This window comes from Thermobrachium celere DSM 8682, assembly GCF_000430995.1.
GTDB classification, from domain to species: domain Bacteria; phylum Bacillota; class Clostridia; order Clostridiales; family Caloramatoraceae; genus Thermobrachium; species Thermobrachium celere.
The window spans coordinates 698,437-718,456 of record NZ_HF952018.1 but is presented as its reverse complement, the minus strand read 5'-3'; the positions used below and the strand labels follow the sequence as shown (position 1 = coordinate 718,456).

The following is a 20,020-nucleotide window of genomic DNA, read 5'->3' as shown; positions in this document are numbered from 1 at the left end:
ATCAATCAACTCCATCCTTTGTTATATATCTTGAAATATTTAGTAATATACCTAAACCTGCCATTGTAAAAAGTAATGATGAACCACCATAACTAATTAGTGGTAATGTTACACCAGTTACAGGCATAAAAGAAGAAACAACTAGAAAGTTTACAGAAGACTGAACTGCTATTATTGAAGTTATTCCTAAAGCAACTAAACTTCCAAATTTATCTTTACAATTAATTGCAATCCTAATTCCTCTCCATATTAAAATTGAAAAACATATAATCACAAAAAAAGTACCTATAAATCCTAATTCTTCTCCTAATATTGAAAATATAAAGTCATTCTGTGCTTCAGGAATGTAATGAAATTTTTGCATTGAAAATCCAAAACCTCTTCCAAACAATCCACCAGAACCTAAAGCATACAACGACTGTATTGCTTGATATCCTGTATCAAGCTTATCTGCCCATGGATTCATAAAACCAACAAGTCTTCTTAATCTATAAGGTTCAACTAGAATAGCCCCTGCTACCGCCGCAACTCCTAGTAAAAATAGTCCTATCATATATTTAATTTGAGCTCCACCCACAAATAAAAGTATCATTGAAACAGTTGCAATAATTACAGAGGTACTTAAGTTTGGTTCCTTAATTATAAGTCCTACAAATATAGCCATTACAATCAATCCTGGCAACAGACCTTTAGTTAAACTTTTCATTTTTTCTGGACCTTTTTTATCAATCATATTAGATAAAAATAAAACAATAAATATCTTAGCTATTTCTGATGGCTGAATTTTAGCAAAACCAAAACCCAGCCATCTTCTTGCACCCTTTACTGGTGGAAATAAAAATACAGCAATAAGCATCAAGACAACTACTATAAATCCTATTGATAATATATTTTTATTTCTCCAAAATTTATAATCTATATTAGATGTAAAAAGCATTACAATAACGCCTAATGTTGCCCAAATACTTTGCCTGATTAAATAATAATATGGAGAACCATAGAACCTTTCCCCTTCAGGCATACTTGCACTAAAAACCATACAAACACCTATTGATAACAGCACTAATATATCTGCAAATAGCACAAAATCTATGGGACCTCTTTTTTCCTTCATTGTTAACCCCCTAAAAACTAATTGCTAAAAAACCAATCAAACAAAATATAGCTGTAAATATACTAAACCATGCAACTATCTTTGTTTCATGCCATCCTAACTGTTCATAGTGGTGATGTAGTGGGGCCATCTTAAATACTCTTTTTCCTGTAAGCTTAAAGCTTACAACCTGTATTATTACTGATAAGGCTTCAACTACATATATTAATCCAACAATAACAAGAATAAAAGGCATCTTTAAAAGTATTGCAAGTGCAGATATAGCCCCACCTAATGCTAATGAACCAGTATCTCCCATAAATACCTGTGCAGGATACGCATTATACTTTAAGAAGCCTAAAAGACCTCCAGCTAACGCTCCGCAGAATAGTGATAAATCATATTTTTTTAATCCATAGGTTACAATAGCAAAGAACACACATATTATCAATGTCACACTTGAGGCTAATCCATCTAATCCATCAGTTAAGTTAACTGCATTTGTAGTTCCCACTACTACAAACACCATAAATGGTATATAGAACATACCCAAATTTATAAACTTTGTTGTATAGGGTATATGAACAAAGCTTCCAATATCGGAATTGTTATAAGCATAGATTGATAGAATTAAAGCAAACGTAATTTGACCTATAAGCTTTTGATAGGCTCTAAGTCCTAAATTCTTCTTTCTTATTATTTTTAAGCTGTCATCCAATAGCCCTATTAATCCATATCCTACAGTTGTAATAAGAGCAATCCATAGGGCACTACTTATTTTGCTAGATAGGGTTAATACGCTTATTATTAAGCTTATTATAAACATTAATCCACCCATGGTAGGAGTGCCTGCCTTCTTTAGATGGCTCTTAGGCCCCTCTTCCCTTATGTTTTGTCCAAACTTAAATATTTTTAATAGAGGTATAACAATTGGTCCGATTAATAATACGATTATAAATGATAGTATAGTTGCAAAAATTGTAAGTTCCATGTCTACAACCTCACTTCCTTTGCTCTATCAAGCTGTCTGATATATATTCAAGCTTCATTCCTCTTGAAGCCTTAAATAATACTACATCATCTCTTTTTATAAAATTCTTTATAAAATCTAAAGCCTCTTCTTTATTTATAAAGTAGTAGCATTCAATCTTACCCATTGCTTCATTATAATATTCCTTTGCAAATTCTCCTATAGCAATTAATACATCGCATTTATCAACCAAATAATTTCCAACTTCCTTGTGCATAGCCTTTGAAAATTCACCTAATTCGAACATATCTCCTAAAACAGCAATTCTTCGCCCATTAAATTTATTTAAAACATCAATTGCTGCCTTCATTGAATCAGGATTTGCATTATAGCAGTCTACAATAAACTTAATATCATCCTTAAGCTCAACTATGTTCATCCTCATGCTACCAGGATTAAAATTTAATATTCCATTATATATATCTTCATATTGTAGACCAAGTATATCTCCAACAGCTATTGCAGATAAAGCATTATATATATTGTGTTGTCCTGGCAAATTAACTTTAAATCTTCTTTCAACTCCAGATATATTACATTTAAATTCCATTCCATCCTGTCCTAAATCTATTATATCATAAGCTTTATAATCAGCATCACTATTTATTGCAAATTTTATTATTTTATATTTATCAGTTTTAACTGTAGAGAGCATATCATCATCAGAATTTATAACTAATATATTTTCTTCATTGAAGTATGTTGTAATCTCCATTTTTGCCTTTAGTATGTTCTCTCTGCTGCCTAAATTTTCAATATGTGCTGTACCTATATTTGTTATAACAGCTATTTTAGGCAAAGCTACATAAGAAAGACTTTCAATTTCGCCAAAATGGTTCATACCCATTTCAACAACCGATGCTTCATGTTTAGACTTTAAATTTAATATTGTCATTGGAAGTCCTATCTCATTGTTAAAGTTCTTTTCAGTTTTATGAACATTTAATCTACTAGATAATACAGATGCAATCATCTCTTTAGTTGTTGTTTTTCCGCAGCTTCCTGTAATTGCTACTATAGGTATATCAAATCTTCTTCTATAATATCTTGCAATTTCTTTATAAGCCCTTAATGTATCATCAACTAATATCTGAGGAATATCAACGTTTGGTATAAATTTTGAAACAACGGCACAAACTGCACCTTTATCTTTTACCTCTCCTAAAAAATCATGTCCATCAAATTTTTCTCCCTTTAAAGCTATAAATACATCCCCTTTTTCTACCTTTCTACTATCTGTAGTTATTTTGTTTATAATAATATTTTCATTTAAATTAAACACTTTCCCGCAAGTAGCCTTAATAATGTCATCTGTTGTAATTATTTCCTTCAAAAAACCCTCTACTATCTTTCTTTCATCAAATTCAATCGTTCTGTCTTTAAGTATCTGATATTTTTCATGACCTTTTCCTGCAACTACTATTACATCTCCCTTTTTAGCATTTTTTATTGCATATTCTATAGCCTTTTTTCTATCCTCAATAACTATATATTTACAACCAGTCTGCTCAATACCAGGAATAATATCATTTATTATAGCCATAGGATCTTCACTTCTTGGATTATCAGAAGTTATTATACAAAAATCTGAAAGTTCTCCAGCAGCCTTGCCCATAAGTGGTCTTTTGCCTTTATCCCTATCTCCACCACATCCAAATAGAGTTATTAGCCTTCCACTTGTATATTCTCTTGCCGCCTTCAAAATATTTTCTATTCCATCTGGAGTGTGTGCATAATCTATAACAACTGTAAACCCTGCATGTGAAACTATCTTTTCACTTCTACCTGGTACAGACTGTAATTTTTCCAATCCTTTAATTGCAATATCAACTGGTATATTTAAAGCAATTGCTGCTCCAATGCATCCTAAAGCATTGTAAACATTAAATTTTCCAGGTAGATGAAGTTTTACTCTTCGTTTAACACCATTAATAACTAAATCAAATTGACTTCCATCTGAATCTATTTTTAAATTTTCTGCCATTATATCAGCTCTGTTATCTATTCCATATGTTATTACCCTTTTATTTTTAAACATTTCAGCTGCTCTTTTTCCATATTCATCATCTATATTTATAATGCAGTTTTCACTATTTTCAAATAGCTTCATCTTAGCATTGAAATAGTTTTCCATAGTTTTATGAAAATCAAGATGATCTTGAGTTAAATTGGTAAATATTCCTACCTTAAATTCAACACCATAGACTCTTTTAAGCTCAAGGGAGTGAGAAGATACCTCCATTATACAATCCGTAATTCCACTATTTTTCATTTCACTATAAAGTCTCTGTAAATCCATTGATTCTGGTGTTGTTCTTTTAGCTTCTTCTATCTTTTCACCTATTATATTATATATAGTACCTAAAAGTGCTGTTTTTCTATTATATTCATCTAAAATGGATTTAATCATGAAAGTAGATGTAGTTTTTCCATTAGTTCCAGTTACACCTATTACGTTAAAAAACTTAGACGGATTTCCATAAAAGTTTGATGATACGATTGCCATTGCCTCTCTAGTATCCTTAACCTTTACAATTGTAACATCCTCTTCTACATTAACATCCTTTGATACAATAATAGCTTTAGCACCTCTATTTACTGCATCTTGAATAAATTGATGCCCATCTGTTTTAAACCCCTCTATACAAAAAAATAAACTTCCCTCTACTACCTCTCTACTTGAATATGTAATATGTTCAATTTCTAGATCTGATCCCTTAATCAAGACGTAGTCTAACCCTTTAAGCATATCAAACAACCTCATATACATACCTCCTTAATGTTTTAGCACAATATGGAAAACCATATTGTGCTAAATAAATTAATCCTCTGGCTGTTCTAATAATACGTTTATAGTGGTATTTTTGTCAACCTCTTGTCCAGGAAGAATATCTTGAGTTGCTCCTATACCTTCTCCACTTATGTTAACTTTCAAACCAATTGATTTTGCAAGATCCTGTATTTCTTTCTTAGTTAAATTCTTAAAGTCAGGAACAATCACCTTGGCATTCTTATTTTGTTCATATCCCATGTAAAGAATTACTTTAGTATTTTGTTTTGCTGATACCCCAGGCTTTGGACTCATATCATAAACGATATCTCCTGATCCCTGCTTTTCAGCTTCGAACTTATACTGTTTTAAAATATTTATAGCCTCATCTAACTTTAAACCTCTAACTTCAGGAACAACAACTTCCGGAACTTGAACTGCTGTACTATCTGGCTCAACATTTAAATATTTCATTATATCTTCAATTATAATTTTAGCAAGTGGAGCTGCTGTACTTCCTGCATAATAATTTGATGGATCAGGTTCATCAATGGATACCAATATAGCAATTTTAGGATTATTTGCAGGTGCAATAGCTGCAAAGGATGAAATATATTTACCTGCTGCATAACCTTTTCCTTCTTCCTTTGGTTTTTGTGCAGTACCTGTCTTTCCACCAACATGATATCCTTCTAAATATGCCTTTTTAGCAGCACCCTTTGTTACAACACTTTCTAATATTTCTCTTAATTTAATTGCTGTTTCCTTTGATACAACCTGTTTCACAGATTGTGGCATATATTCCTTTATTACAGAAGTATTGCCATTTTCATCTGTATATATAACTTGTTTTAAAAGGTGTGGCCTCATCATGACACCATCATTTGCAATAGCCGCAAGTGCTGTTAAATATTGAATTCCTGTTACAGCAACACCTTGACCAAATGCTTGGTTTGCTGTTTCAACTGGTCCCATTTTTGAAACTGGTGTCAAAAGTCCCTTCTCTTCTCCTGGAAAATCTATACCTGTTTTTTGACCAAATCCAAATAGTGCAAAATATTTATGAAGCTTTTCAGCACCAAGCTCTAAACCAAGTTCCATAAATCCAACGTTACAAGAATTTTGAAGTATTTCAGCAAAAGTTTGTGTACCGTGTCCTGATGTTCTCCAACATTTAATCCTTCGTCCAGCTACCATCTTACCACCAGTACACACAAATTTATCATTATCACTTACTATATTTTCTTCTAATGCAGCTGCTGCAGTTACCACCTTTAATATGGAACCTGGCTCAAAAACTTCTTGAACCATTCTGTTTCTCCAGTTAGCTAAAGCCTCTTGAATATCTAATCCTCCTACAGGATTATTAGGGTCAAAGTCAGGTTTGTTTGCCATTGCTAATATTTCTCCTGTCTTTGGATCCATCACAATTGCACTTATTCTTTTGGCATTATATTCCTTTAACCCCTGCTCAAGGGCTCTTTCAACAAAAAATTGAATTGATTGGTCTATAGTTAAAACTAAATCATATCCATTTCTTGGCGGATCGTAAACTGCCGATTCATATGGTAATTCCCTGTGATACGCATCTGCTTGAACGACTAATCTTCCTGGTATCCCCTTAAGTTCCTTATTATAATATAGTTCTAAACCAGATCGGCCATTTCCATCTGAATCTGTTGAACCTAATATATGCGCTAAAAAATTGCCATTGGGATAGTATCTTTTGGTATCTTCAGATACAATTACCCCTGGCAACTTTAGTTCTCTTACTTTATTTCCTATGTCCTTTTCAACCCTTCTTTTTATAGTAACAGCATTATACTTCATATTAAGCTTTTTTAATATATCCTCTTTACTCATTCCAAGCAGCGGTGCTAATTTACTAGCTATTTCATCCTTTGTAACTTTATTATTTTTCTCAGCATTTATAACATCCTTCAAAAATACATCTATTCTATCTACATTTCCACTTAAAGCCAGTGGATTCCCATTTCTATCTAATATTTTACCTCTTTTTGCTTCAATAACCACATTATTAGTCCATTGTTCTTGTGCCATCCTTTGTAATTGGGGAGACCATACAAGTTGAACCCATGCGTATCTTCCAACAATTACCGTTTGAACTAATATTATGATTGCATATACTACAGCAATCCTTCTTTTCATAGATAGCGTTGTTTTAGACAAATACATCCCCCCTAGAGAGTATTAAAATCAATATATAAATCCAACTATCTTTTGAAATATTTCATAGGCTGTAACCTTCTTTTCCTCTGTTGAAGCTAACATCTTAACATCTACAAATCTAACCTCTTCAGCCTTGGGGTTTATCATATTGTACTTAGTAACTGCTACATTTTCGATATTTTTAATGTTGTTAATTTTTGCAAGTTCAACTTGTAAATTTTCATTTTCTTTTTGTATTTGAACTATTTGTTTCTTTAAATCTCTAAGCTGTGAATTCATATTATAAATAACTACAAATCTTGATAATGTTAATACTGAAAAAAGAAATAGCATACCAATAAATTGTAAAACCTTAACTTTGGCTTTAATGTTTCTATTCTGTTTTTGTTTTGTTTTTTGAACTTTTTTAACTTCCCTTTTTTCATTTACTTGAACTTTATATGCAACATTACCTGAAGTAACATAATTTCCTTTTTTTCTTGCCATTACCATAAATATTCACCCCCATACACCTTTAGAACCTATATTTTTTTTGCTATTCTAAGCTTTGCACTCCTTGATCTAGGATTTAATTCTAATTCCTCTTGCGAAGGAACAATTGGTTTTTTAGTTATAACTTCTACATCTGGCTTTTTTCCACATACGCATACGGGAAAACTTGGAGGACAAGTACAAGGATTTTGTCTATACTTAAATACATTCTTTACAATCCTATCCTCTAACGAATGGAAGGTGATAACACATAACCTTCCTTCAGGATTAAGTACATCTAAGCAATCGTTAATAGCCTTCTCTAATATTTCAATCTCTCTATTAACTTCTATACGTATTGCTTGAAACGTCCTCTTTGCTGGATGTGGACCTTCACGCCTTGCTGACGCAGGTATTGCCGCTTTAATTACATCTACAAGCTCGTATGTAGTTTCAATAGGCTTTACAGCCCTTTGTTTAACTATAAAATCTGCTATTCTTGATGCCCACTTTTCTTCTCCGTATTCTTTGATAATTTCGGTAAGCCTTTCTTTAGTATAAAAATTTACTACATCATAAGCTGTTATATCCGAATCTCTATTCATTCTCATATCAAGCTTTGCATCATGCATATAGCTAAATCCTCTCTCAGGTGTATCTAGCTGATAGGATGATACACCTAAATCTAAAAGGATACCATCTACACCTTCTATCCCTAAATCAAGCAATACGTCCTTTATATTGGCAAAATTATTATGTACAAACTTTACATTATCATAGCCCTTTAACCTCTCCATTGAAGCTTTTAAAGCATCTTTATCTTGATCTATACCAATTAACATTCCATCTTTAAGCCTTTTTACTATCTCACTTGAATGACCTGCTCCACCTAAAGTACCATCTATATATATACCATTTGGCTTAATATTTAGACCTTCTATACATTCATTTAGCATTATTGATACATGTTTAAATTCCATAAATTTTACCACCTCATGTTACTATATTCCCAGCTGCGACATTTTTTCTGCTATTTCGTCATAATCTATATTTTGTTCATTGTATTCAATCCACTTTTCCTTGCTCCAAATTTCAATTCTATTTGAAACTCCTATACTTACTATTTCCTTTTCTATCTTTGCATATTCGATAAGATTTTGGGGAATTAATGCTCTACCTTGCTTGTCTATCTCAACTTCAGATGCACCTGAAAAGAAAAACCTAACAAAAGCTCGTGCATCTTTATTAGTTAAAGGAAGTTCCTTTAACTTATCCTCAAGCTTTTTCCACTCATCAAGAGGATAAACATAGAGACATCCATCAAGTCCTTTGGTTATTATGAATTTACCACCTAAACCTTCTCTAAATTTAGCAGGTACTATCATTCTATTTTTGGAATCAAGTGCATGAGTATATTCCCCTATGAACATCTTATCCTCCACTTTTATACCACTTTACTCCACTTTCCACCACTACAATTAATATTCTATAATAAAAATAAAAATCCTTCCACATTATTTTTTATTTTTTCAAAAAAATTTTTTAGCCAAGGCATTTGCCTTGGCTAATAGGTGATTAAGATGGAAGATAAGCATTTGTTGTTGATGTATTGTAATACTCAACTATTAGCTTATCTAATTCTTGACTTAATAATAATATTGAATCAAATCTATTATTTAAAATAGCATCATATAACTCATTTCTTAAAGTTTCGATTTTTTCTTTAAGCATTTAAACCCCTCCCCCTATTTTTTGTGGTGAAAAGTGGAGGTTCGACTTTTATTTTATATCTTTTTCGAATATTTTGTCAATAAAAAAATGTTTTTGTTATCTAAATTACTTATATTTACAAGTATCTGTCCATTTTTTCTATTAAAATAATGGATGGATTTTATAGAACATAACATAAAATCCATCCATTATCTTTTTTAAATTACAACCTCTTTAAAATATGCTCAGACTCAATCCTTTTTCCTAGTCCATTCAATGCAATACCTATAGCTCCAAGGCTAGCATATCTATCTAATTCTTCTGGCAGTCTTTGTAAAGGTAATTCATCGTAATTGTAGTTTATAAAATCAATTTCTTCTAATATTGATATTGGTTGTGAAAAGTCTGGATTATTATAATTTAAAATATCCTTATGCAGCACAATATCACCCCTTTATTCATATTGTGCTGCATGTATAAAAATTATATTCTATTTATTCTTTAAAGTCTTAATTATTTTAGCAGCATCCTCTTTTGTCCATTCCTTCGACTTCTCTTTACCTGTTATTTTCTTTGTAAACTCAATAAACTGAGCTTCAGTTAACCCCTTATCTTTAGCAAGCTTTGCAATAAATGCCTTTTGGCTTGATGTTGCTAAATTCTTCTCCACTTCTAAGCTAATAACCTCATCTATATCTTCAATATCTTGAGTAAACATACCTGAAGTTCTTGTAGCAGTAAGTATCGCATCAACTAGCGCCCTCTTTTTTGCAAGCTTTAAAACCGTATTTGCAATTCCGTATGGATTTTGATTTAAAAATTTATTTTCTTTGCTGTTACAGGAACCTAAACCTTCGGATACAATTATTCCAAAATTGTTTTTAAGAGTACACTTACAAACATAATGGAATATACCCTCTCTAAAGTTTTCCACCTTCTCAATAATATCAACATGTGCAGATAAATTAAGTAGAGAACACAATTTTTCTGCACCTGGTTTTAATAAGCTAGGCTTTGGATAATCTGCAATTTTACCAAAATCTTCTCCCTCTCTAAAGTTTTCCTTTATAAATTTAATTATAGCTTGATAGGAATCTACTTCTCTTTTTATATCATCCTCTGTTATAAAATTTATCAATTCTCTTTCCATACTTGCCTCCTCATTCAAATTTAAATATATTTAAATTATTATATACAATCTCCAAATAATCTATGGATCTTTTACAAGATGTTTTTTCATTAAGCTCCTTTGACTTTAATATCGTTAAAATACAGTTTTTTATTCTGCACATGCAGAGGAGTTTTTTTAACTCATCACTTTCTTTAATCATCAATGCATATGAAATATATTTTTCGCATTCTTGATAATTTCCCTTTATAAAATTAATTTTTGCATTTATTGAAAGTACATTAAAATCAAATTTCTGATCTACATATTTTTCTTCTATAATCTGCTCACATATATCATAAAATCCATTTTCATAACACATTTTTAACATCTCATAGTAATTTATATTGATATCATCTGACATCAACTTTCGTAAAAATATTGCTACTTTTGGATTTCTACTTCTTATCAATATCTTGATTAAAGCTTCAAGATATATTATTTTTCCTTTATATTCTGTATTAAATGCAAAATAATTATGTGCTTCTATAAGTTCACTAAGGTTTTGAGACTTAACCATTTCAACAAAATCTGCAAATCTGCTTGAATATAATGAATTTTCTAGAAGAACACAACAAATACCTAAAGCTGAGAATAACTCCTTATCTAGATACTTAAAATGAATAATTAACAATTCTAAAGCTTTACTATATTCTCCTATATGATAATACGCTAATATTCTAGTTTCAATCGATTCCAAATCATCCTCAAATATACTGTATCTTAAAACCTCTTCCCATCTAGACGTATCTCGAAGTCCCCTCATCATATTTATATATAACTCTCTTCCTACTATATTTAAATTGTCCCTTAAATAACTTTCTATCACATATGTGTTATAATTTAATATCTTAAAAATTATAAACATTTTATTTAAAAATAAATAATCTTTATTTGAATTATACCCATAACTATAATACATCAATGCCTTTTTAAAATCCTCTAAATAAAAATAAATTTCTCCAAGTTCATAATAACTCAAAAATGAATTGTATCCCCATATACAAACTGAATAATCCTTAACCTGTAAACTTATTAATAAATCCTCAATAGCTTCATTATAATTCCCAAGCCTTTTATTTATCAATGCTGAAAAATAAAAAGCATCCGAATATTTTTTTTGTTTCAATTCATCAAACAATACTTCTGCTTCTAAATATTTGTTTTTATAAAAAAAGGACAATGCTACTAATCTTTTAGTATAATCATCTACTTCTTTTAAAATAGTCCTATACAATTTGATAACCTCATCATACTGCTCTATAAAATAATTAATTTCAATTAAATATTTAATAAAATCAATATACTTTAAGTCGCTTTTATACTTGATCAACTGTGAATAAATTTTTATCCTTTCTTCTCTTGAAGTATAACTTGTATTTATAATAGATTTTACAACTCTAACATCATTAGATGGTATAATTTTACCACTAAAACCTATATAAGTTTTTTCTTTTCTATTCAATCTTATCTGTTTTTCAATTACAACACCTTCTGGTCTCTGCTGAACAACATTAAATTCATAAGCTTCGTGTTTAAAATCTATGCTTAAAAAACTATCTGTATCTGAAAAATATTCATTTGAATAAACAAAAAGCACATAGTCTCCAATAACATTAGAAGAACAAATATTTTTTAGTTTAGAAATATTACCATCAAAATTTATATTTACTTCCTTAACATCTTTATATTTATTAATAGCCTTTATGATTGGTACATATATAATCTCTTTACATAGACTCTTCAACTGATTTACCAGCTTCTCATTTATATCTGAAACCCCAATTATTACCCCTGAAATATTCATTTAATCCCTCCCTTAACTCCCACCCTCCCACCCAATCTAATTAATATCTTGCTTGGAAATAGATATCTAATGTTGTAGACTGTCCACTATTTTTTGACTTATAACCTAATCTTAAATAACGTAAAAATTTACTTGGTATTATCAATTCTTTTTGTCCTGCTTCTACTTCAATATCTGTTATATGAGTTATAGCATCACTTTCATTTTCAGTAGGACTAATCTGAACTACAAAACTTGCACTGTTACTACCTTTATTTTTTACATAGAATACATAATCAGAATACATTGACACATCAATAAAGCTTAAATAAGTGTAATCATCATCAGTACTTAAATTACTATTCAAACTACTTATAAAGCTTCTTTTAGCACTTACTGTTTTAATATAACCTTCACTATCAGTTGCAATAACCACATTATTTGAACCATCATTTCCATAAATTAATATTGAATCCTGTCCTTCTGATAAGTTTCTTATATCTAAATCACTGTTTGTTACATTAACATCAATAGTATTTTGAATAGAAGCTACTTCAATTCTTCCATTGCTATCTGTTTTAATTTGTACATTATTTGTTCCATCTGTACCATAAATTGATATACTATCGTTTGGAGTTAAAGTTCTAATGTCAAGGTCTTCAGCTTCTACTGTTAAAGATTCAGCTGTTACATAAAGGGCTCCACTACTATCTGTTTTTAAAATTGTTTTTGTTGTTCCACCATCACTACTTCCATAAACTGCCACACTATCTTGGGAACTTGATAAATCTCTAATGTCTAGATCTCCGCTTAAGGTTACAGGACTGTCTATAGATGCAATCTGTAATTTTCCATCGCTATCAACTTTTATTGGTAATGTTGTACTTGATCCAAAAATCTGTACCTTCAAATCACTTGCACTATTTGTAAAAACAGCATTGTTTGGCATATATACCCCCCCTATTTATATACCTGATATATAAATTTTATATCAACTTTTCCTTCTCCAAGCGTATATGTAACAATTCTGTAGTGCTTTCCATAATATTTTGGCACAAGTATATCACATTGGTTTGGATATACTTGTTTTTCACTATCTTTTATCCAATTTACTCCATCTGAACTAACATCAACACGTACATTTACATCCCTCTCCCCAATATTTTTTATAAAAAAACTTCCAATAATAATTTTGCTAACATCAAAAATACTGCTATATCCTACATTCACAAAACGCAATTGAAAACTTTCCTCTTTTACTTCAACGAATCTAGTATAAAACTCACTCTCTTCCTTTGATTTGATAAAATTTATATGTAATTTAGGAATTGCTGAATATTGACTATTATTCTTAGATCCAAATGCAACTAATGATTTTTTATTTTCATCGCATTTCAATGCCAATCCTTTGTTTATTACCTCCCCACTTATCCACTTTTGAACAAAAGAAGTTATGTTTATTTCAATCAACCCATACTTCTTGTATGATATATTTGTATTTACACGTTCCATACAAACTTTAGGTTGTTGGTTAAATGTTGTAAATTCACCAAAATCCTCTTTAAGCATATATATGTATAAATTCTTACTATAACACTTAAAATAATCTTCTAACAGAAATAATTGTAACCTAGCTGAAGTTACAAATGCATTGTAAGGTAATGATGATAAATCAAAATAAACAAAGCTTCTATAAATATATCTTCCATTACTTCCACAACATATTATGTCCGTATTAATATTAATATCAGGTTGTTCGTCTGTAATAGTTAAGGTTTTTTCTGTTAAAAATACTACTTCACTCATACCATCACTCCTAATGCATTATATGATTGTACATCAATAAAATTTAATAAAAAATAAAAAAGCTATGTAACTTTACGTTACATAGCTAATACAAATAATTAAATTACGCATTTAATAAAAATGCTTTATATGCTCTATATGTTTCAAAAATATCTGCCTTGCTTGCTATCTCCCATGGTGCATGCATGCTTAAAAGTGCTACTCCACAGTCTACAACTTCCATACCATACTCTGCTAAAATATAAGCTATTGTTCCTCCACCACCTTGGTCTACCTTTCCAAGCTCAGCTGTTTGCCATACAATACCATTATCATTAAATATATCTCTTACCTTGCCCATAAACTCAGCATTTGCATCATTGCAAGTATATTTTCCCCTTGAACCAGTGTATTTTGTAAGGACAATTCCTTTACCTAGATATGCTGCATTCTTCTTTTCTACAACGCCAGGGTAGTTTGGATCTACACCACATGTTACGTCTGAAGATAACATGCATGAATTTGCAAGTGCTCTTCTTAACTTAAGCTCTGTATATTCTCCCTTAAGCTCCATTATTTCAGCCACTACATTTTCAAAAAATCTTGAATGCATTCCTGTTGCTCCATTGCTACCTATTTCTTCTTTATCTACAAATAGGGCACAGCATGTTTTTTGAGGGTTTTCTATTTCAAGCATTGCAGCCAGTGAAGTAAATGCACAAATTCTGTCATCATGTCCATATGCCATAACCATACTTCTATCAAGACCAACGTCTCTAGCCTTACCCGCTGGTACTATTTCAAGTTCTGCTGTAACAAAATCCTCTTCTGTCATACCATATTTTTCATTTAATAGCTTTAGGATATTTAATTTAACTCTATCCTTTGCCTCTTTATCTTCAATAGGCATGCTTCCAAATAATACGTTTAAGTCTTCTCCTTCTATTCCATTTGCAAGCTTCTTTTCCATTTGATTTGCTGATAGATGTATTAATAAGTCACTTATGTACACTACAGGATCATTCTCATCTTCACCAATTACAACATTTACAACTTCTCCACCCTTTTTAACTACTACACCGTGTATCGCTAATGGAATAGTTACCCATTGATATTTCTTAATTCCACCATAATAGTGAGTTTCAAGCATTGCAAAACCTTCATCTTCATATAATGCATTTGGTTTTAAGTCTATTCTTGGTGAATCTATATGTGATCCAACTATGTTAAAGCCCTTTTCCATCGGTTCATTACCAATAATAAATAGAGCAACTGCCTTATCCTTATTTACTGCATAAACCTTATCACCAGCATTTAGTTTCTTATTTTGGCTAATTACTTCATTGATATCAACAAATCCCTTTTCCTTTGCTCTTCTTACTATTTCATGGCATGCTTCACGCTCTGTTTTTGAAGAGTCCATAAACTTTTTATAATCTTCACTAAAATTCATCATATCCTTAAGATCTGTTTCTGTTAACTTATCCCATACATATTCATATTTCTTAGTTAACTTTTGAAGTTCCTTTGTGTCCATTATATGTACCCCCTTTGGCAAACCTTTCAAACCTATTTTACATTATATTTAAAATTTTTTCAATTTTTTTGTTTATAGTTTTAATATTCCCCTTTCACAAACCAAATAATCCATTTTAACATCATGATCATCCCTATATACATCCTCGACTATTTGAAAATCGTAGCATACACCAACCTTTATTCCTTTATAATCCTTTAAAAATCTATCATAATACCCCGCACCATACCCTAACCTATATCCCATTTTATCAAAGGCAACACCAGGAACTAAAATTATATCAATCAAATTCTTATCTATCTTTTCAGTTGATATGGGTTCTAATATCCCATAGGCACCCTTTATCAATTGACTTTTACTATCAACTTTATAGGGAACAATATCATATGTTTCCTTTATTGATTTTGGATAAACAACTGTCTTATTTATTCTAATTAATTCATCGGCAATATAGTCTAAATCTACCTCGTTTCTATAGGAAGAATATAGCATAACTACACTACACCTATTAAAAACATCCCAATTTAATATATTTTCAACTACCTTCCTACTTCTTGCTTCAACATCTTCTTTAGAGAGCTTTTTCCTTACCTCAATTAACTTACTTCTTAATTCGCTTTTCATAATAATCACTGCCTATAAAATTAATGTTTATGGCCACATCCGCAGCTGTGATGTTCATGTCCACAGGAACATCCTTTATCCTTCATCAATCTTTCATATTCATCCTTATCAACTACTTTAATACTTTCAAGTTGAGCCCTTAGACTTTCTTTTACCGAATCAATATAAAGCCTTCTTAAATAAGCTTGTTCCTTCTTTTCCTCTTCAGTTAAACCTTCATTTTGAGACTTTCTATAAAGCTCATTTATTCTTTGTATCTGTTCCTTAGTTATCATAAAAATCATCCTTTCTTTAGAACATATTTATAAATAATCGGAATCATAGAGGATATTATAACAAGTAATAAAGATATTTTAAACCTAATACTCCCTACATCTAAAAGAGAATTACCTAAAAAAGTATAAATAAATGCTCCTGGTATGCTCCCTAAAAACGTTCCTAATACAAAATCCTTAAAATTTATCTTTAATAAGCCTGATGCATAGCTTACAGCATCAAATGGGAATATAGGTATTAATCTTAAGGAAACCATATAAAAAAGCCCATTGTTTTTTATATACTTATTAATTCTATATATTTTATCTTTTAATATGTTTTCTACAAATTCCCCACCAAGCAAACTAGACAAAAGATATGCAAGTATTCCACTTAAAGTTACACCCACACATGTAAGTAGTGTGCCAATAAAATTACCAAATGTCAAGCCTGAAATTACTGCAAAAGCACCCGCAGGCAAAAGAAAAACTGATCTTACTGTAGATATAACAAGAAAAATAAAAACAGCATACTGCCTGTAGGAAAGCAAAAAATCTCTAATTTGACTAGGATTTTTTATCATATTTAAAACTTGTGATCTAAATTTCAAAATTACTAAAACTAAAACTAATAAAATTAATACATTTATGTATCTTTTAAGTCTCACATGATCATCCCCACTACTCTAATGGTAATATATAAAGAGGTGTGTATATCCTTTTTCCATTTTTCTGTTCACTCTTCATTATTATTACTTTATCTAAAATAATATTATCAATTTTTTCATCTTCTAAGCTTATTTGTAACTCTTCAAATGAATCTTTTAATAAAACCTCCTGTGCAATCGTTACATGAGGTGTAAAGCTATTTTCCATCTTAAAACCATAATTTGAAATTATTTTATCCACTTCCTTTGCTATCTCATAAACTTTATCCAATTCACCATGGCATTTTAGATATATTGTTTTTATAACTTCTCCTTTTCCAAAGCTTCCTAATCCCTTTAAGTATATACTTATTTTTGGCTTTCCCTTTAATTTTCTTAATAAATCCTGATATATAAGGCCTATCTTAGTTTCATCTGTCTCTCCTAAAAACTTAATTGTTAAATGGAAATTGTCTATATATTTAAACCTGCCCTTTATGCTACCTTCTTTAATTTTACTTTGAATTCTATAAATTTTCTCTTTTGTTTCCCTATCAAAATCAAATGTTATAAAAGTACGCATACCATCACCTCCAGTGTTTATACACATTAGTATAATACAAATTCCAAAATAAGTTAAGCTATTCTACTTATTATGGATAATAAAAAAGAAATGCTGTAATTATCTTTCAGCATTTCTTTTTATACATAAGTTTTAAATCACTATTAAATTTATTCCTGTATCTTAATTAGGCTTGTATCAAGCTTATGAATAGCATCTACAAATCTAACAACACCATTTAAAGATCTCATTACAACTGAATGGGTTGTAGCATAATTTTCCTTATAAACAATTCCCTTTAATAGATCTGAATCAGTTACAGCTGTTGCCGCAAAATATACATCATCTGATGTTATCAAATCATCTTGAGATAATATTCTATTTACATCATCAAGTCCTGCTCTTTTACACATATCTACTTGCCTTTGATTTTCTGGCATAAGCTTTACTAATATTTCTCCTCCTAAACACTTTAAAGCAGCAGCTGCTAAAACTCCTTCAGGAGCACCACCTATACCAACAAGCATATCTACTCCAGTTTCTTCAAAAGCTGTTGCCAATGCTGCTGCAATATCTCCTTCTCCAAATATTTTAACTCTAGCCCCAACACTTCTAGCCTCATCTATAAGCTCTTTATGTCTGGGCCTGTCTTGAATCATTACAGTTACTTCTTCTATCTCCTTATTTAAAGCCTCAGCTACTCTTTTTATGTTTTCTGTAAGGCTCTTATTTAAATCTATAGTCCCTTTTGCCTTAGGTCCTACAGCAATCTTTTTCATATATATTTGAGGTGCCTTAAAAATTTTGCCCTTTTCACTTACAGCTATAGCCGAAATGGCATTTGGCCTTCCCTTTGCCACAAGAATGGGCCCATCTAGTGGATCAATTGCAACATCATATTCCTTTAATCCATCATTCCAAGTTCCTACCTTCTCACCTATGTACATAATAGGCTTTTTATCTAGATCGCATTCCCCTATAACTACTCTACCTTTAATTGGTAATAGCTCAAATGCATGTCTAACCCCATCTACTGCAGCCTTTTCTATTAAATCAACATCTCCTCTACCTAACAAATTAGAACATGCTAAAGCTGCAGCCTCAGTAACTCTCACAATCCCCATAGCAATATCATGATTAGCCATAACTTTACCTCCATGCATAGAATTCGTTAATTATTATATCATATATATATCATATTTTCTATATTGTATAACTTATTTCAATTAATTAATAAATTGTGTTATAACATTTAGCCATAAAAAAGATGATATGAATTGAATATAATTCATATCATCTTCTAATTAAACTTTAAAATACATCTGTTGGAATTAATGCATCAAATAGACCAATAACAACTGCTGCAATCAATGCACCAAATATACTAACTGACACACCTGCAACGAAAAATTGAGTTAAATATACGATGATTGCAGCTATAATAAAACCACTCAAGCCTCTTCCAAAAGGAGAAGCATCAATCTTAAATACTGCTCCTGCTAAATAGTCTAAAAGTGTAATTACAATTGATGCTAAAAACGCTGTCCAAAAGCCCACAACCACAAATCCTGGTACTAAAAAGCTAACAGCCAAAAGTACAACTGCATTAACAACAAATTTTAATAATGTACTTAAAATTCCAGCATTTTCTTCTCTTCTTATTTCTCTTGCCATATTAAAACCTCCCTTCATGAGTATTTTCTCTCAATCTGGGAGATTTATTCATAAATAGTGTTATGTATTTTTGCTTTAAAACAGAAAAGAACCTTTTAAAAAGGTTCTTTGGTGACCCTATGGGGATTTGAACCCCAGCTACCGCCGTGAGAGGGCGGCGTCCTAACCACTAGACCATAGGGCCATTTCACTTACAATTATATTTTAACATAATTTTGTAATTTGTCAATATATTTTAAATAATCAAAATTAATTGGTTCATTGTAAAATTAAATGCAACAGATAAAAAATATTAAAACCATAGTGAAAATCATGTATGATATAGGTGTCAAATCCAAACATACAGGAGGTTTTCACTATGGTTGATAAAATTAATTCTAACACAACTGTACGTTCTTTTAAACACCTAAATAGCTATGAGCGTGGAGAAATTTATGCATTACTAAAAGAAGGTAAAAGTATTCGCTATATTGCTAAAAAATTAGGACGTAGTCCAAGTACTATCTCCCGTGAAATTAAACGTGGTACTACCTTACAGCTTAAAAGTGATTTATCTACATTTACAAGTTATTTCCCTGAAACAGGTCAGGCTGTATATGAAAATCATCGCTCAAATTGCGGAGCAAAAATTAAATAGCTACAGCCGAAGCTTTTATAAAGTATGCAGAAACAAAAATTCTTAAAGATAAATGGTCCGTCGATGCTGTAGTAGGTTATTG

The 20,020-nt window shown here is 30.8% G+C and carries 20 protein-coding genes, 1 tRNA gene and 2 pseudogenes; 1 reads left to right on the top strand and 22 read right to left on the bottom strand.

Annotated elements, in window-relative coordinates; genetic code table 11:
- Position 1 precedes the first annotated feature (1 nt).
- The 22 genes and pseudogenes from ftsW to TCEL_RS03815 all read right to left on the bottom strand — a co-directional run bounded on the left by ftsW (position 2) and on the right by TCEL_RS03815 (position 19,485).
- On the bottom strand, positions 2-1,114 hold the full coding sequence (gene ftsW / locus TCEL_RS03910) for a putative lipid II flippase FtsW (RefSeq protein ID WP_018661348.1): 1,113 nt from the start codon (positions 1,112-1,114) through the stop codon (positions 2-4).
- A 10-nt stretch (positions 1,115-1,124) separates the two neighbouring features.
- Positions 1,125-2,084 (bottom strand): phospho-N-acetylmuramoyl-pentapeptide-transferase, encoded by a 960-nt coding sequence (gene mraY, locus TCEL_RS03905; protein WP_018661347.1) that lies wholly within the window; start codon positions 2,082-2,084, stop codon positions 1,125-1,127.
- Positions 2,085-2,094: 10 nt separating this feature from the next.
- A complete protein-coding gene (locus TCEL_RS14065; RefSeq protein WP_242823449.1) occupies positions 2,095-3,405 on the bottom strand; it encodes a UDP-N-acetylmuramoyl-tripeptide--D-alanyl-D-alanine ligase in 1,311 nt (436 codons plus the stop codon).
- Between the two features lie 39 nt (positions 3,406-3,444).
- Positions 3,445-4,887: pseudogene (locus tag TCEL_RS14060) on the bottom strand (UDP-N-acetylmuramoyl-L-alanyl-D-glutamate--2,6-diaminopimelate ligase); the annotation flags it as partial.
- 57 nt (positions 4,888-4,944) lie between these two features.
- Positions 4,945-7,083 (bottom strand): stage V sporulation protein D, encoded by a 2,139-nt coding sequence (locus tag TCEL_RS03895; protein ID WP_018661343.1) that lies wholly within the window; start codon positions 7,081-7,083, stop codon positions 4,945-4,947.
- 27 nt (positions 7,084-7,110) lie between these two features.
- The gene (locus TCEL_RS03890; RefSeq protein WP_018661340.1) at positions 7,111-7,575 is read right to left on the bottom strand and encodes a septum formation initiator family protein; all 465 of its coding nucleotides are present in this window, start codon (positions 7,573-7,575) and stop codon (positions 7,111-7,113) included.
- Between the two features lie 29 nt (positions 7,576-7,604).
- Positions 7,605-8,534 (bottom strand): 16S rRNA (cytosine(1402)-N(4))-methyltransferase RsmH, encoded by a 930-nt coding sequence (rsmH, locus tag TCEL_RS03885; protein ID WP_018661338.1) that lies wholly within the window; start codon positions 8,532-8,534, stop codon positions 7,605-7,607.
- 21 nt (positions 8,535-8,555) lie between these two features.
- Positions 8,556-8,984, bottom strand: a complete 429-nt coding sequence (mraZ, locus tag TCEL_RS03880) for a division/cell wall cluster transcriptional repressor MraZ (protein WP_018661336.1) — start codon at positions 8,982-8,984, stop codon at positions 8,556-8,558.
- 145 nt (positions 8,985-9,129) lie between these two features.
- Positions 9,130-9,285: an aspartyl-phosphate phosphatase Spo0E family protein gene (locus tag TCEL_RS13170; RefSeq protein WP_018661334.1), complete on the bottom strand. Its 156-nt coding sequence runs from the start codon at positions 9,283-9,285 to the stop codon at positions 9,130-9,132.
- A 202-nt stretch (positions 9,286-9,487) separates the two neighbouring features.
- On the bottom strand, positions 9,488-9,706 hold the full coding sequence (locus TCEL_RS03875; protein ID WP_018661333.1) for a hypothetical protein: 219 nt from the start codon (positions 9,704-9,706) through the stop codon (positions 9,488-9,490).
- Between the two features lie 48 nt (positions 9,707-9,754).
- Positions 9,755-10,414 (bottom strand): hypothetical protein, encoded by a 660-nt coding sequence (locus TCEL_RS03870; protein WP_018661332.1) that lies wholly within the window; start codon positions 10,412-10,414, stop codon positions 9,755-9,757.
- 10 nt (positions 10,415-10,424) lie between these two features.
- Positions 10,425-12,239, bottom strand: a complete 1,815-nt coding sequence (locus tag TCEL_RS03865; RefSeq protein WP_018661331.1) for a tetratricopeptide repeat protein — start codon at positions 12,237-12,239, stop codon at positions 10,425-10,427.
- Between the two features lie 40 nt (positions 12,240-12,279).
- Positions 12,280-13,167 (bottom strand): DUF6385 domain-containing protein, encoded by an 888-nt coding sequence (locus TCEL_RS03860; protein ID WP_018661330.1) that lies wholly within the window; start codon positions 13,165-13,167, stop codon positions 12,280-12,282.
- 11 nt (positions 13,168-13,178) lie between these two features.
- Positions 13,179-14,024 carry a DNRLRE domain-containing protein gene (locus tag TCEL_RS03855; RefSeq protein ID WP_018661328.1) on the bottom strand — a complete coding sequence of 282 codons (846 nt, stop codon included), beginning with the start codon at positions 14,022-14,024 and terminating at the stop codon, positions 13,179-13,181.
- 103 nt (positions 14,025-14,127) lie between these two features.
- On the bottom strand, positions 14,128-15,540 hold the full coding sequence (locus tag TCEL_RS03850; protein ID WP_018661326.1) for an aminopeptidase: 1,413 nt from the start codon (positions 15,538-15,540) through the stop codon (positions 14,128-14,130).
- Between the two features lie 72 nt (positions 15,541-15,612).
- Positions 15,613-16,164: a 5-formyltetrahydrofolate cyclo-ligase gene (locus TCEL_RS03845; RefSeq protein ID WP_018661324.1), complete on the bottom strand. Its 552-nt coding sequence runs from the start codon at positions 16,162-16,164 to the stop codon at positions 15,613-15,615.
- Between the two features lie 20 nt (positions 16,165-16,184).
- Positions 16,185-16,439 (bottom strand): DUF896 domain-containing protein, encoded by a 255-nt coding sequence (locus TCEL_RS03840; RefSeq protein ID WP_018661322.1) that lies wholly within the window; start codon positions 16,437-16,439, stop codon positions 16,185-16,187.
- Positions 16,440-16,444: 5 nt separating this feature from the next.
- On the bottom strand, positions 16,445-17,086 hold the full coding sequence (locus TCEL_RS03835) for a TVP38/TMEM64 family protein (RefSeq protein WP_018661320.1): 642 nt from the start codon (positions 17,084-17,086) through the stop codon (positions 16,445-16,447).
- Between the two features lie 13 nt (positions 17,087-17,099).
- Complete coding sequence (gene thpR / locus TCEL_RS03830) at positions 17,100-17,648, bottom strand: RNA 2',3'-cyclic phosphodiesterase (RefSeq protein ID WP_018661318.1); 549 nt, start codon at positions 17,646-17,648, stop codon at positions 17,100-17,102.
- Between the two features lie 149 nt (positions 17,649-17,797).
- Positions 17,798-18,772 (bottom strand): class II fructose-bisphosphatase, encoded by a 975-nt coding sequence (gene glpX, locus TCEL_RS03825; protein ID WP_018661316.1) that lies wholly within the window; start codon positions 18,770-18,772, stop codon positions 17,798-17,800.
- A 166-nt stretch (positions 18,773-18,938) separates the two neighbouring features.
- Positions 18,939-19,301 (bottom strand): phage holin family protein, encoded by a 363-nt coding sequence (locus tag TCEL_RS03820; protein WP_018661313.1) that lies wholly within the window; start codon positions 19,299-19,301, stop codon positions 18,939-18,941.
- A gap of 109 nt (positions 19,302-19,410) precedes the next feature.
- Positions 19,411-19,485, bottom strand: a tRNA-Glu gene (locus TCEL_RS03815).
- Positions 19,486-19,659: 174 nt separating this feature from the next.
- Between TCEL_RS03815 and TCEL_RS03810 the strand changes: the two are divergent.
- Positions 19,660-20,020: pseudogene (locus TCEL_RS03810) on the top strand (transposase); the annotation flags it as partial.